We start from the raw sequence: 13,832 nt of genomic DNA, 5'->3' as shown, positions 1-13,832 counted from the left end.
ATCCGACGTGACCCGTTATACCGGTTTGATCGAACACTACCGCAGCCGCCTGCCGCTGGCTCCCGAAGCGCGCGCCATCTCGCTCGGCGAGGGCCGCACGCCGCTGATCAAGCTCGAGAACCTGCCGGGCAAGATCGGCTTCGAGGGCGAGCTGTACGTGAAGTTCGAGGGCCTCAATCCCACGGGTTCGTTCAAGGACCGCGGTATGACGGTGGCCGTCACGCAGGCCGTGCACGAAGGCGCGAAGGCCATCATCTGCGCCTCGACCGGCAACACCTCGGCCGCCGCCGCCGCCTACGCGGTGCGCGCCGGCGTCACTGCCTTCGTGCTGATCCCGGAAGGCAAGATCGCGCTTGGCAAGCTCGCGCAGGCGGTCGTGCACGGCGCCGTGGTGATCCAGATCCAGGGCAATTTCGACGACGGCATGCGCCTCGTCAAGGAAATCGGCGAGACCACGCCGGTGGCGATCGTCAATTCGATCAACCCGTATCGCCTGCAGGGCCAGAAGACCGCGGCGTTCGAGATCGTCGAGGCGCTCGGCCGCGCGCCGGACTTTCACTGCCTGCCGGTCGGCAACGCCGGCAACATCAGCGCGCACTGGATCGGCTACTCGGAAGCCGCCGGCGTCGCCACCGCGATCAGCCCGTATCACGCCGAAGGCCGCTTCCTCGACCGGGCGCTGACCCACGCGCGGCCGCGCATGGTCGGCTACCAGGCGGCCGGCAGCGCGCCGTTCATGCGCGGCGGTCCGGTCAAGGATCCGGAGACGGTCGCCACCGCGATCCGCATCGGCGATCCGCAGTCCTGGGATCTGGCCTGGGCGCTGCAGAAGGAATCGAACGGCTGGTTCGACGAGTGCAGCGACGAGGCGATCCTCGCCACGCAGAAGCTGCTCGCGGCCAGCGAAGGCGTGTTCTGCGAGCCGGCCTCGGCGGCCTCGCTGTGCGGGGCGCTCGCCGACATCAAGACCGGCAAGATTCCGCAGGGCTCGACCGTGGTCTGCACGCTGACCGGCAACGGCCTCAAGGACCCGGACATCGTCATGAAGGACGGCCTCAAGGGTCTGATCCAGGTGCCGGCCGAGCGCGGCGCCGTCGAAAAGGCGCTGCTCGCGCGCCTGCAGCCCTGAGCGCGCGCCAGACCGCACGCGCCGGGCTGCCGCAGGCATGACGCCGCGTATCGAGCGCCGCCCGCCGGGCGCCGTCGATGCGCTGCCGGCGTCGCTGCACCCGGTGCTGCGGCGCCTCTACGCGGCGCGCGGCGTCGCCGCCGCCGAACTCGAACTGGAGCTGGCGCGCCTGTTGCCGCCGGCCGGGCTGCGCGGCATTGACGCCGCCGTCGCGCTGGTGGCGCAGACGATCGCCGCCGGCGAGGGCATCGTCATCGCCGGCGACTACGATGCCGACGGTGCGACCGGCGTCGCCGTCGCCGTCGCCGGTCTGCGCGCGCTCGGCGCGCCGGCGGTCGACTACGTGGTGCCGGACCGTTTCCGCATGGGCTACGGCCTGTCGCCGGCGCTGGCCGAGGCCGCCGCCGCGACCGGTGCGCGCCTGCTGATCACCGTCGACAGCGGCATCGCCAGCGTTGCCGGCGTCGCCCGCGCCCGGGCGCTTGGCCTGCGCGTCGTCGTCACCGATCATCATCTCGCCGGGCCGGAGCTGCCGGCCGCCGACGCGATCGTCGATCCGAACCAGCCGGACTGCGCGTTCGCCTCCAAGCATCTCGCCGGCGTCGGCGTGATGTTCTACCTGCTGCTGGCGCTGCGCGCGCAGCTGCGCCGCGACGGCGCCTTCGCGTCTCGCGCCGAGCCGAACCTCGCCGAACTGCTCGATCTGGTCGCGATCGGCACCGTCGCCGACGTGGTGCGCCTCGACCACAACAACCGCATCCTCGTGCAGCAGGGCCTGGCGCGCATCCGCGCCGGCCGCGCGCGGCCGGGCGTGCGCGCGCTGCTGCAGGTCGCCGGCCGCGACGCGCAGCGCATCGGTTCGACCGATCTCGGCTTCGTGCTCGGTCCGCGCATCAACGCCGCCGGCCGTCTCGACGACATCCGCACCGGCATCGAATGTCTGCTGGCGCCGTCGTACGAGACGGCGCTGCCGCTCGCGCAGCAGCTCGACCGCTTCAACCGCGAGCGCCGCGAGATCGAAGCGCAGATGCGCGAGGAAGCGCTGCTGCTGGTCGAGGGCAGCGACGCGACCGGCGTCTGCGTGTTCCAGGACGACTGGCACGAAGGCGTCGTCGGTCTGGTCGCCTCCAAGCTCAAGGAGCGCCTGCACCGGCCGGTCATCGCCTTCGCGCGCGCCCAGGACGGCGGTCTGCTGAAGGGCTCGGGGCGCTCGATCGCCGGCCTGCACCTGCGCGACGCGCTGGTGCGGCTCGACGCGCGCCATCCGGGCCTGGTGCTGCGCTACGGCGGTCATGCGATGGCCGCCGGCCTGAGCCTCGCCGAGGCCGATTACGCGCGCTTCGCGCAGGCCTTCGACGCGGTCTGCGCCGAACTGCTCGACGACGACGCGCTGGATCGCGTCGTGCACACCGACGGCGAGCTGGCGGCGGCCGAGCTCGATCTCGATACCGCGCACGCGCTCGAACGCGCCGGCCCCTGGGGCCAGGGTTTCGCCGAGCCGCTGTTCGAAGGCACGTTCCGCGTGCTCGGCCATCGCGTGCTCAAGGAGCAGCACGTCAAGTACCGTCTCGCGAGCGCCGGCGGCGCGACGCTGTCGGCGATGCACTTCGGCGGCATCGAGCAGCTGCGCGCCGCCGGCAGCATGCGTGTAACGTACCGGCTCGCGATCAACCGCTGGCAGGACAGCGAGAGCCTCGAGCTGTACATCGTCGATGTCTGCGATTGAGCGACGCGCGGCGGAACTCGCGCGCCGACGCGCGATCGAACAGGCGTATCGGACGACGGAACCCTCGGCGGTCACGAGCGAAGACGACATGCGGCAGGACAGGGCGCAATCGCGGCACCGGCGCTGGCGGCGCCTCGCGCAGCTGGCGTGGCTGTCGCCGCTGCTGGGCGCCAGCGCGGTGCTCGCGCAGGGCTCGCTGTCGCTGAACCGCGACGCGCTCGTCGAGCAGGCGCGCAGCGCGGCGCGCGAGACGGTGGAACGCGAAAACGAAGACGAGGCGCAGATGCCGACCGTGGTCGTGCGGCCGGACGGCTATCTCTACGACTCCGACCGTCAGCTCGACGACGTCAAGCACAAGCTGCCCGGCGCCGACGATGCGGCGCGCACCAAGCTCGATCTGCTCGACCGCACGCAGCGCTACTTCGAGCGGCGCCAGGATCCGAACGCGATCGCCGAGGACACGCAGAAGACCATGCTCAAGGTCTTCGAGCCGGCCAACAACAATCCGTGATCGCGCGCCGGACCGGATCCGGCACGGCCGCTGCTTGCGAATAGCCGACCTGTCCGAGCCGAGTCCCGTCATGTCACGCCGACCCTCCGTCCTGCCGATCAACGCGCTGCTGGGGGCCGCGCTGCTGGGTGCCGCCCTGCTCGCGGCCTGCCGCGTCGCGCCGCCGGCCGCGGCGCCGGAGCCGGCCGACGGCAGTACCGTGCCGCTGGTGCTGCTCGAAACCACCGATCTGCACAGCCACATCCTCGGCTACGACTACAGCCGCGACGCGCCCGATCCGACGCTCGGCTTCGAGCGCGTGGCGACGCTGGTGACGCAGGCGCGCGCCGAGTATCCGAACACGATGCTGTTCGACGCCGGCGACACGATCCAGGGCACGGTGCTCGCCGAGTACCAGGCGCGCGTCGCGCCGCTGCCCTGCGACGAAGAACTGGCGATGTACCGGGCGATGGACGCGCTCGGCTACGACGGCGGCACGATCGGCAACCACGAGTTCAATTTCGGCCTGCCATACCTGGCGCAGGTCACCGGCACGCCGATGCCGGCCGCCGGCAGCGCCGCGCGCCGCTGCGCCGGCCCGCATTACCCGCTGGTGCTGTCGAACGTCGATGCCGAGCGCGACGGCACGCCGCTGTACCGGCCGTGGGTGCTGCTGACGCGGACCTTCAGCGCGCGGCGGCCGGACGGCGGCACGCAGCCGGTGACGCTGCGCATCGGCCTACTCGGCTTCACGCCGCCGCAGATCGTCAACTGGGATCGCGCCCATCTGCAGGGCCGCGTGCGCGTCAGCGGTGTCGTCGAAGCCGCGCAGCGCTGGCTGCCGGCGCTGCAGGCGCAGCATCCGGATCTGGTCGTCGCGCTGATCCACGGTGGCCCGGACGCGGCGCCGTACAGCGGCGATCTGGAGAACGCCGCCTGGCATCTGGCCGGCGTGCCGGGCATCGACGCGATCCTGATGGGCCACATGCACCAGCCGTTCCCCGGCGCGTTTGCTGCGCTGCCGGACGTCGACGCGCGGCGCGGTCGCATCCGCGGCGTGCCGGCGGTGATGGCCGGCTTCTGGGGCCAATCCCTCGGCCTCGTGCATCTGGACCTGCGCCGCGAGCGCGGCGTCTGGCAGCTCGACCGCGCGGCCGCGTACAGCGAGCTGCGACCGATCTGCCGCACCGCGCAGGACTGCGTCGCGCCCGACGCGCGCATCGCGCCGCTGGTGCGCGTCGCGCACGAGGGCGCGGTCGCCTCTCTGCGGGCGCCGATCGGCAGCGTCGGCTGGCGGCTCAGCTCGTACTTCGCCGAGGTCGGCGACAGCTCGACGCTGGCCGTCATCAATACCGTGCAGCGCGATTACGTGCGCGACTGGATCGCCCGCGAGCATCCGGAGTGGCGCGACGAGCCGCTGCTGTCGGCCGCCTCGGCGTTCAAGACCGGCTACGCCGGCGCCGCCGACTACACCGACATCGCGCCCGGCGCGCTCAGCCTGCGCAGCGCCGCCGATCTCTATCCGTTCAGCAATCAGATGATGGCGGTGCGTATCGACGGCGCGACGCTGAAGCGCTGGATGGAGCTGAGCGCGCAGCGTTTCAACCGCATCGATCCGGCTGACAGCGCGCCGCAGGCCTTGTTCAACGAGCGCTTTCCCGGCTTCAACTTCGACCAGTTCGCCGGCGACGGTCTGCGCTACGTCATCGACCCGAGCCGGCCGGTCGGCGCGCGCGTCACGGCGTTGACGATCGACGGCAAACCGGTCGGCGAGCGGCAGATGCTGATCGTCGCCACCAACAGCTATCGCGCCGCCGGCAGCGCCGCGTTCCCGGCGCTCGATGGCAGCCAGACCGTGCTGGCCGCGCCGGACACGGTGCGCGAGCTGATCGCCGACTGGCTGCGCCGGCATCCGCAGCTGCAGCGTGCGCAGCTGCTGCCGCGCGCCTGGCGCTTCGCGCCGCTGCACACGCGCGCGCCGCTGACGTTCGTCTCGGCCGGCGGCAAGGCGGCGTTGGCGGCCGAGGCCGGATTGCGCGGCGTGCATCCGCAGCAGGATCTCGGCGACGGCCGCGCGCGCTACGCGATTGAGCTGGACGCCGCGCCTATGCCATCCGGCTGATGCTGCCGCGGAAGCGGCGCAGCGACAGCGTGAACAGCACCGCGCCGATCAGCGCCAGCGCGAGGAACGGCTTCCAGACCACGGCAATGCCGGCGCCGCGGTAGAGGATCGCCTGGCCGAGTTCGACGAAGTGCGTGGTCGGCGCCAGCAGCATGAGGTCCTGCGCGAAGCGCGGCATGCTCTCGCGCGGCGTCTGGCCGCCGGACAGCATTTCGAGCGGGATCATGGTCAGGATCAGCAGCAGGCCGAACTGCGGCATGCTGCGCGCGAGCGTCGCCATGAAGATGCCGAGCGAAGTGGTCGCGAACAGGTGCAGGCCGGCGCCGGCCAGGAACAGCGCGATCGAGCCCTCGATCGGCACCTGCAGCAGGCCGCGCACGACGACGTTCAGCGAGATCGTCGCCGCCAGCAGCACGACCACGCCCATCGCCCAGACCTTGGCGAGCATGATCTCGGTCGGCGTCACCGGCATCACCAGCAGATGCTCGATGGTGCCGTGCTCGCGTTCGCGGATCAGCGCGGCGCCGGTCAGGATGATCGACAGCATGGTGACGTTGTTGATGATCTCCATCAGGCCGCCGAACCAGGATTTCTCCAGCGCCGGATTGAAGCGCGCGCGCAGCGCCAGGTCGACCGGCGGCACGCTGCTGGCGCGGTAGCGCTGCACGAACTCGTCGATCTCGCCGAGCACGATCTGCTGCACGTAGCCGCTGCCGGTGAAGGCCTGGCCCATGCGCGTGGCGTCGACGTTGAGCTGCACGCTGGCGCTGCGCCCGGCGAGCACGTCGCGCTGGAAGTCGGGCGGAATGTCGAGCGCGAACGTGAAGCGGCCGGCGTCCATGCCGCGGTCCATCTCGCCGATCGAGATCATCTGCGGCGCGGTGAACTGCGGCGGGTAGAACGCTGAGACGATGCGCGAGGACAGCGGCGAGCCGTCCTCGTCGACGATCGCGATCGGGGCGCCGTGCAGCGTGTCCGGCATCGCCGTGGCCGCGGTGTAGATCGCGAAGCTGAAGGTGTAGATGATCAGGAACAGCATCATCGGATCGCGCCACAGGCTCCACAGCTCCTTGACGCCGAGGCGGTAGACGTTGGCGAGATGGCGCATGCGCATCGTCAGCGCTCCTGCTTGCGCAGCAGTGCGACGGCGGCGCCGACGATCACCGGCACCGCCAGCAACATCGGGATGAAGTTGGCCTGCACGTCGTGCAGCGCCAGGCCTTTGCTGAACACGCCGCGGCTGATGATGAACATGTGCGTCGCCGGATAGATCTCGCCGATCAGGCGGCCGGCGCCTTCGAGCGAGGACACCGGATTGATCAGGCCGGCGAACTGCACGGTCGGGAGCATCGTGCCGATCATGGTGAAGAACATCGCCGCGATCTGGCTGCGCGTCAGCGCTGACGACAGCAGGCCCATGCTGGTGGCGATGATGCTGAACACCAGCGCCGCGAGCAGCAGGGTGAGGTAGCTGCCGGTGATCGGCACGCCGAACACGGTGACCGCGAGCAGGCTCATCAGCAGAAAATTGAGCATCGCCAGCGCGACGTACGGCAGCTGCTTGCCGAGCAGGAACTCGAAGCGCGTGACCGGCGTGACGTAGAGATTGACGATGGAGCCGAGCTCCTTTTCGCGGACCACGGCCAGCGCTGTGAGCATCGCCGGCAGCATCTGCAGCAGCATCGGGATCACCGCCGGCACCATCGCCGGCAGGCTCTTGACGTCCGGGTTGTAGCGGAAGCGCACCTCGACACCGGCCGGGCTGCTCACCGCGGTGCCGAGCCGTTCGCGCGCCTGCTCGACGAGCCATTGCTGGTGCAGGCCCTGCACGTAGCCCTGCACGGTCTCGGCGCGCTGCGGCATCGCGCCGTCGATCCAGGCCGCGATCTGCACCGGATCGCCGCGCAGCAGGTCGCGGCCGAAGCCGGGCGGAATCTCGATCGCCAACGACAGCTCGCCGCTGCGCATGCGGCGGTCGAGCTCGGCGTAGTCGGCGATCGGCGCCTGTTCGCTGAAGTAGCGCGAACCGGCGAGATTGAGCGCGTAGTTCTGGCTCAGCGTCGACTGGTCGCGGTCGAGCACCGCGTAGCGCAGGCTCTCGACGTCGAGGCTGATGCCGAAACCGATGACGAACATCAGCACCAGTGAGCCGCCGAGCGCCATCGTCGCGCGCACCGGATCGCGCTGCAGTTCCAGCGCTTCGCGCCACAGATAGCTGTACATGCGCCGCAGGCTGAAGCGGCGATGGCGCACCGGCTGCGGCGCCGACGGGCGCGCGCCGGCCGTCGTCGCGGCGTCGGGCGCGGCAGCGCCGCAGCCGGCTTCGAGCAGATAGCCGATGAAGGCGTCCTCGAGCGTGTCCGCGCCGCGCTTGGCGACCAGCGCCGCCGGCGTGTCGCTGTCGAGCACGCGGCCGGCGTGCATCATCGAGATGCGGTCGCAGCGCTCGGCCTCGTTCATGAAGTGCGTCGAGATGAAGATCGTCACGCGATCGCGGCGCGACAGCTCGATCAGCAGGCGCCAGAAGTTGTCGCGCGCGATCGGATCGACGCCGGAGGTCGGCTCGTCGAGGATCAGCAGTTCCGGCTTGTGCACCATCGCCACCGCCAGCGACAGGCGCTGGCGCATGCCGAGCGGCAGGCGCTCCGGCAGGCTCGCCTGCACGTCCTGCAGGCCGAAGCGCGCCAGCATTTCGGCGACGCGCGCCTCGATCTGCGCTTCCGGCACGTGGAACAGGCGCGCGTGCAGCACCAGGTTCTGGCGCACGTTGAGCTCGCCGTACAGCGAGAAGCCCTGCGACATGTAGCCGACGCGGCGTCGCGTCGCCAGGTCGCCGGACTCGACATGCGCGCCGAGCAGCCAGGCCTCGCCCTCGCTCGCCGGCAGCAGGCCGGTGAGCATCTTCATCGTCGTGGTCTTGCCGCAGCCGTTGGAGCCGAGGAAGCCGAAGATCTCGCCGCGGCGGATGCGGAAGCTGACGTGGTCGACGGCGGTGAAGTCGCCGAAGCGCATGGTCAGCTCGCGCGCCTCGATGGCGATGTCGTTGTCGCCGTCGGCCGGCAGCGGCGGAATCTCGACCGGGCGGTAGTCGCGTTTCTTCTCGTCCGGCAGCAGGCGGATGAACGCGGCTTCCAGCGAGCGGCTGGCGGTGCGCGCCAGCAGTTCGCGCGGCGCGCCGGTCGCCAGCACGTGGCCGTCGTCCATCGCCACCAGCCAGTCGAAGCGCTGCGCCTCGTCCATGTACGCGGTCGCGACCAGCACGCTCATGCCCGGCCGGCCGCCGCGGATACGCGCGATCAGCTCCCAGAACTGGGCGCGCGCCAGCGGGTCGACGCCGGTCGTCGGTTCGTCGAGCACCAGCAGGTCCGGGTCGTGGATCAGCGCGCAGCACAGGCCGAGCTTCTGCTTCATGCCGCCGGACAGCTTGCCGACGGGACGCGCCAGGAACTCGTACAGGCCGGTCGCGCGCGTCAGCTCGTCGATGCGTCGCCGCCGCTCGGCCGCGTCGTGACCGAACAGGCGCGCGAAGAACTGCAGGTTCTCCTCGACCGACAGCGTCGGGTACAGATTGCGGCCGAGGCCCTGCGGCATGTAGGCGATGCGCGGGCAGACCGCGTCGCGATGCCGCTTCTGCGCCATGTCGCCGCCGAGCACCTCGACGCGGCCGTCCTGCACGGCGCGCGCGCCGGCGATCAGCGCCAGCAGGCTCGATTTGCCGACGCCGTCGGGGCCGATCAGGCCGACCATGCGGCCGGCCGGCAGTTCGAGGTCGACGCCGTCGAGCGCCGCGGTCTTGCCGTAGCGCAGGCGCACGCTCCGCAGGCGCGCGACGCTCGGCGCTGCGTCGTTCATGGGCTCAGTCCAGAACCTTGACGTCGAGCCGCGACGGCCACGGTGCCTGCGCATCGATGCGCACCCAGGCGACGCCGGGCAGGCCGGTCTTGACCTGGTTCAGATACTTCTGCAGCAGGCTGCGCGGAATCTGCGCCTTGACGCGGAACATCAGCTTCTGGCGCTCGCTCGCCGTTTCCACGGTCTTGGGCGTGAACTGTGCGGCGCTGGCGACGTAGGAGATCGTCGCCGGGATCACCAGATTCGGCGCGGCGTCGAGCACGATGCGCGCCTCGCTGCCGAGCGCGACGCGGCCGGCGACCGTCTCCGGCAGGAAGAAGGTCATGTAGACGTCGGACAGGTCGATGAGGTTCAGCACCTTGCCGCCGGCGCCGAGCACTTCGCCGGGCTGGGCGACGCGGTATTGCACGCGCGCGTCGCGCGGCGACTTGAGGGCACTGTCGGCGATGTCGACGTCGATGCGCGCGACCGTCGCCTCGGCGGCCGTCACCGCCGAGCGTGCGCCGGTGACCTGTGCGCGGGCGGCGTCGACGGCGGCCTGCGCGGCGCTGGCCTGGGCGCGCGTCGCCGCGAGCGCCGCCTGCGCACCGCGCTCGCGGGCGCGGTCGTCGTCGAGCTCCTGCTGCGAGGACGCGCCTTCGCGCGCCAGCGTTTCCGAGCGTGCGAGGCGGCGCTGCGCGGCGTCGAGCTCGCTCTCGCGCTGGTGGATCAGCGCCTGCTGCGCGGCCAGATCGGCCTGCTGCAGCGCGACCTGCGCCTCGGCGGCGCCGACCGCGTAGACCGCGCGCAGGCGGCTGGCCTGGGCCTCGTCGCGCTGCGCCTGCAGCGACTGCACGTCCATTTGCGCGAGCACCTGGCCGGCGCTGACGAAGTCGCCTTCGCGCACCAGGATGTCGGCGACACGGCCCGGCAGCTTCGGCGCGATGTCGATCTCGGTCGCCTCGATGCGGCCGTTGCCGCTGGCGAAGCCGGTGCTGTCGCTGTCCGACTGCAGCCGGGTCCAGGCGTACAGCGCGATCGCGAGCACGACGAGGACGGCGGCGGCGGGCACGGCCACCTTCTTCAGGAGGGGACGAATCTCGATCACGGAGCGGCCTCGGCGGCGGCGGAGCGGGCAGGGGAATCGGCGGGGATGTCGTGGCTGCCGCCGCCGAGCGCAGCATACAGCGCGACCTCGCTCGACAGCAGCGCGCGGCGCGTCTGCACCAGCGCCTGCTGTGCCGACAGCAGGTCGCGCTGCGCGTCCAGCACTTCGAGGTAGGGCGAGGCGCCGCTGTCGTAGCGCAGCCGCGCCAGCCGTGCACGCTCGGCCTGCGCATCGAGCGTCTGGCGCTGGATACGCACCTGCTCGGCGAGCCAGCGCCGCGCCGACAGCGCGTCGGAGACTTCGCGGAACGCGGTCTGCACGGTCTTTTCGTAATCGGCGACGGCGAGGTTGCGGCGGACTTCGGCCAGATCGAGGCCGGCGCGACGCCGACCGCCGTCGAAGATCGGCAGCGCCAGCGTCGGCACGAAGGTCCACGCGCGGCTGCCGGAATCGAACAGGCCGTCGAGTTCGGCGCTCGCCGTGCCGAAGGTGCCGGTCAGGGCGATGCGCGGGAAGAACGCCGCGCGCGCCGCGCCGATATTGGCGTGCGCGGCGCGCAGGCGGTGCTCGGCGGCCATGAGGTCGGGGCGGCGTGTCAGCAGCGACGACGGCAGGCCCGGCGGCAGGCCGGCGAGCACCGCACCGTCGTCGAAGCCGCGCTCGCTCGGCGCCAGCTCGATCGTGGTGCCGGCCAGCTGCTGCAGCGCATGGACCTGACTGGCGCGGGCCTGCTCGAGCTGGGCGCTGAGCGACTGCGCCTGGTTGAGCAGCGTTTCGACCTGCGTCAGGTCGAGCTTGGAGATCGCGCCGACCTCGTAGCGCCGCTTGAAGATGCGGAACGATTCCTGGCGGCTGTCGATGGTCTGCCGCGTCAGCGTCAGACGTTCGTCGAGTTCGCGCAGCTGCAGGTAGCCGTCGGCGAGCTGCGCGATCAGCGACACGCGCACGCCGTGCCGCGCCGCCTCGCTCGCCAGGTAGTCCTGCAGCGCCGACTGCTTGAGATTGCGCACGCGGCCCCAGAGATCGAGTTCCCAGCTGCTGATGCCGACATAGGCCTCGTTGTCGCCGCCGACGACCGGTCGGCCGCTCATGTTCAGATCGCCCGGCGTGCGCGCCCGCGCCGCCTGCGCGCCGACGGCGAGCGTCGGCCACTGGTCGGCGCGCTGGATCGCGTAGGCCGCGCGCGCTTCCTGCGTGCGCAGCGCGGCGATGCGCAGGTCGCGGTTGTTCGCCAGCGCGACGCGGATCAGGCTCTGCAGCTGCGGGTCGGTGAAGTAGTGGCGCCAGTCCGCTTCGACGCCGGCGTCGCTCGCCGCGGCTGCCGCTTCCTGCGGGTAGGCGGCCGGCACCGGTGCCGCCGGCCGCACGTAGCGCGGCGATAGATCGACGCAGGCGGCGAGCACTCCGACGAGCGCGCCTGCCGCACCGAAACGGCACAGGCATGCGCGGCTGCGCGCGGCACCGCAACGGAACGAGGCTGGCAAGCGTGGCATCGGAAACTCCCTGTGCGCTCAGCATAGGGGTTTCGCCGTTCTGCGCCCTTGATCCAGCGCAAGCGCGCGCCGCTTCGCGCGGCGGCGCCGGGTCCTACAGCGTCTGTCCGTTGTCGGCGCGCACGATCTGGCCGGTCAGCGACCGCGCGTCGAGCAAGGCGCAGATCGTGGCGGCGATGTCCTCGGCGCTGGAGATGCGCTGCAGCGGCAGATCGCCGGACAGCTGCCGCATCTTGTGCTCGTGTCCGCACCACCAGCGCGTCGCGACCGCGCCGGGCGCGATGCCGTTGACGCGCACCTCGGGCGCCAGGGCGCGGGCCAGCGCCCGCGTCAGGCCGTGCACCGCGGCCTTCGAGACCGCATACGGCATCGACGAGCCGTAACCGGTTTCGCCGGCGATGCTGCCGACGTTGACGATGGCGCCGCCGGCGGCGCGCAGGTACGGCGCGGCAGCGCGGCAGCAGTGGAAGGTGCCTTTGACGTTGACGGCGATCAGACGATCCCAGGTGTCGTCCGCGATCGCCTCCAGATCGTCGAACGGCAGCTGCTGGGTGATGCCGGCATTGTTGACGAGATAGTCGAGGCCGCCGAAGCGCGCGACCACGTCGGCGACCAGGCGTCGCGCCTGCCGGTCGTCGGCGACGTCGGCGCGGATGGCGAGCGCGTCGCCGCCGGCGCGCCGCGCCTGCGCGACGGTGGCGTGCGCGTCGGCTTCGCTGCGCGAATAGACCACGGCGACGCGGCAGCCGGCCGCGGCGAGGCGCAGGCTGACGGCGCGGCCGATGCCGGTGCCGCCGCCGGTGACGATCGCGGTCCTGGCGGGCGCGGGCGCGGGCGCGGCCGGCGCGCGGCTGGAGCTGGATGCGTTCATGGCCGCAGCAGGATCGCGCCGCCGCTCTCGCCGCTTTCGAGCCGGCGATGGGCCTCGGCCGCCTGCACCAGCGGCAGCACGGCGCCGATGTTGGCGCGCAGGCCCGCGCGCAGCTGCTGCAGCGTCGCCAGCGCGCCCTCGCGATAGAGGGCCGGCTCGCTCATGAAGCGGAAGACGCCGGGCCGCGACAGCGCGATCGAGCGCGCCGGCCCGAGCAGCGACAGATCGAGCGGGCCCGGATCGCCGGCGACCTGGCCGACGCTGGCAACCATGCCGTACGGCCGCACCGTGGCCATCGTCCGCGCCAGCGTCGCGCCGCCGATGCCGTCGATGGCGTAGTCCACGCCGCGACCGTCGGTCAGCGCCTGCACGGCGGCGACGAAATCCTGCTCGCGATGCAGCACGGCGTGGTCGAGGCCGTGCTGCGTCGCCAGCGCTGCCTTGCCGGCGCTGCCGACCGTGCCGATCACGCGCGCGCCGAGGCGCTTGGCCCACTGCACGAGCACCAGCCCCAGTCCGCCGGCTGCGGCATGGACCAGCAGCGTATCGCCGGCTTTCAACGGCCGGACGTAGTGCAGCAGCATGTGCGCGGTGATGCCGCGCAGCAGCAGGCTGGCGGCAGCGTCGGCGTCGATGTCGTCGGGCAGCGCGATCGCACGCGCCGCCGGCAGGTTGCGGGCGCTGCTGTAGGCGCCGGCCGGCGGTCCGGCGTAGACCACGCGCTGTCCCGGCCGCAGCGTATCGACGCCCGCGCCGACCGCCTCGATGACGCCGGCCGCCTCGACGCCGAGCACGGCCGGCAGCCGCGGCAGCGCGTAAAGGCCGGTGCGGTGGTAGACGTCGACGAAGTTGACGCCGATCGCGCTGTGGCGGACGCGCACCTCGCCGGCGCCCGGCGGCGGCAGTTCGACCTGACGCGCCGTCAGCGTCGAGCGATCGCCGTATTGCGCGATGCAGATCTCGCGGACCGCGGTCGCCGTGGAGTGGGGAAGAGCGTTCATCGTCGAGCCTCGCGTCAGGAACATCAGGGACGAGGCGCAGCGTAGTGAGCGTGTCGTTGCA

The 13,832-nt window shown here is 71.7% G+C and carries 9 protein-coding genes and 1 pseudogene; 4 read left to right on the top strand and 6 right to left on the bottom strand.

Features of this window, described 5'->3' with window-relative positions; translation table 11 throughout:
- Nucleotides 1-7: 7 nt before the first annotated feature.
- The 4 genes and pseudogenes from thrC to H149_RS0102905 all read left to right on the top strand — a co-directional run.
- Nucleotides 8-1,040: pseudogene (gene thrC, locus H149_RS0102920) on the top strand (threonine synthase); the annotation flags it as partial.
- A gap of 126 nt (nucleotides 1,041-1,166) precedes the next feature.
- Complete coding sequence (gene recJ / locus H149_RS0102915; RefSeq protein ID WP_020648236.1) at nucleotides 1,167-2,855, top strand: single-stranded-DNA-specific exonuclease RecJ; 1,689 nt, start codon at nucleotides 1,167-1,169, stop codon at nucleotides 2,853-2,855.
- Between the two features lie 88 nt (nucleotides 2,856-2,943).
- A complete protein-coding gene (locus tag H149_RS0102910; RefSeq protein ID WP_154654618.1) occupies nucleotides 2,944-3,366 on the top strand; it encodes a hypothetical protein in 423 nt (140 codons plus the stop codon).
- 70 nt (nucleotides 3,367-3,436) lie between these two features.
- On the top strand, nucleotides 3,437-5,467 hold the full coding sequence (locus H149_RS0102905) for a bifunctional 2',3'-cyclic-nucleotide 2'-phosphodiesterase/3'-nucleotidase (protein ID WP_020648234.1): 2,031 nt from the start codon (nucleotides 3,437-3,439) through the stop codon (nucleotides 5,465-5,467).
- Here the strand turns inward: H149_RS0102905 and H149_RS0102900 are convergent.
- The 6 genes from H149_RS0102900 to H149_RS0102875 form a co-directional block, all read right to left on the bottom strand.
- Nucleotides 5,451-6,581 (bottom strand): ABC transporter permease, encoded by a 1,131-nt coding sequence (locus H149_RS0102900; protein ID WP_020648233.1) that lies wholly within the window; start codon nucleotides 6,579-6,581, stop codon nucleotides 5,451-5,453. The two genes, H149_RS0102905 and H149_RS0102900, sit on opposite strands and share 17 nt — an antisense overlap.
- Before the next feature lie 2 nt (nucleotides 6,582-6,583).
- The gene (gene rbbA / locus H149_RS0102895) at nucleotides 6,584-9,319 is read right to left on the bottom strand and encodes a ribosome-associated ATPase/putative transporter RbbA (RefSeq protein ID WP_020648232.1); all 2,736 of its coding nucleotides are present in this window, start codon (nucleotides 9,317-9,319) and stop codon (nucleotides 6,584-6,586) included.
- Nucleotides 9,320-9,323: 4 nt separating this feature from the next.
- Nucleotides 9,324-10,403, bottom strand: coding sequence for an HlyD family secretion protein (locus tag H149_RS0102890; protein ID WP_026352793.1), 1,080 nt, complete (start codon nucleotides 10,401-10,403; stop codon nucleotides 9,324-9,326).
- Entirely contained in the window at nucleotides 10,403-11,899 is a 1,497-nt protein-coding gene (locus H149_RS0102885) for an efflux transporter outer membrane subunit (protein WP_083930772.1), read from the bottom strand. Before H149_RS0102885 ends, H149_RS0102890 begins: the two co-directional genes overlap by 1 nt.
- A gap of 94 nt (nucleotides 11,900-11,993) precedes the next feature.
- The gene (locus tag H149_RS0102880; protein ID WP_020648229.1) at nucleotides 11,994-12,770 is read right to left on the bottom strand and encodes an SDR family NAD(P)-dependent oxidoreductase; all 777 of its coding nucleotides are present in this window, start codon (nucleotides 12,768-12,770) and stop codon (nucleotides 11,994-11,996) included.
- Nucleotides 12,767-13,771 (bottom strand): quinone oxidoreductase family protein, encoded by a 1,005-nt coding sequence (locus tag H149_RS0102875; protein ID WP_026352790.1) that lies wholly within the window; start codon nucleotides 13,769-13,771, stop codon nucleotides 12,767-12,769. Before H149_RS0102875 ends, H149_RS0102880 begins: the two co-directional genes overlap by 4 nt.
- Nucleotides 13,772-13,832: the final 61 nt, after the last annotated feature.

This window comes from Solimonas variicoloris DSM 15731, from assembly GCF_000382285.1.
Taxonomy (GTDB): Bacteria; Pseudomonadota; Gammaproteobacteria; order Nevskiales; family Nevskiaceae; genus Solimonas; species Solimonas variicoloris.
Note: the sequence above shows the minus strand (reverse complement) of the source record. Positions and strands in the feature narration are given on the sequence as shown.

Coding starts and splice junctions, on each gene's coding strand:
- recJ (WP_020648236.1), top strand. CDS start 1,167: ATGACGCCGCGTATCGAGCGCCGCCCGCCGGGCGCCGTCGATGCGCTG.
- H149_RS0102910 (WP_154654618.1), top strand. CDS start 2,944: ATGCGGCAGGACAGGGCGCAATCGCGGCACCGGCGCTGGCGGCGCCTC.
- H149_RS0102905 (WP_020648234.1), top strand. CDS start 3,437: ATGTCACGCCGACCCTCCGTCCTGCCGATCAACGCGCTGCTGGGGGCC.
- H149_RS0102900 (WP_020648233.1), bottom strand. CDS start 6,581: ATGCGCATGCGCCATCTCGCCAACGTCTACCGCCTCGGCGTCAAGGAG.
- rbbA (WP_020648232.1), bottom strand. CDS start 9,319: ATGAACGACGCAGCGCCGAGCGTCGCGCGCCTGCGGAGCGTGCGCCTG.
- H149_RS0102885 (WP_083930772.1), bottom strand. CDS start 11,899: ATGCCACGCTTGCCAGCCTCGTTCCGTTGCGGTGCCGCGCGCAGCCGC.
- H149_RS0102880 (WP_020648229.1), bottom strand. CDS start 12,770: ATGAACGCATCCAGCTCCAGCCGCGCGCCGGCCGCGCCCGCGCCCGCG.
- H149_RS0102875 (WP_026352790.1), bottom strand. CDS start 13,771: ATGAACGCTCTTCCCCACTCCACGGCGACCGCGGTCCGCGAGATCTGC.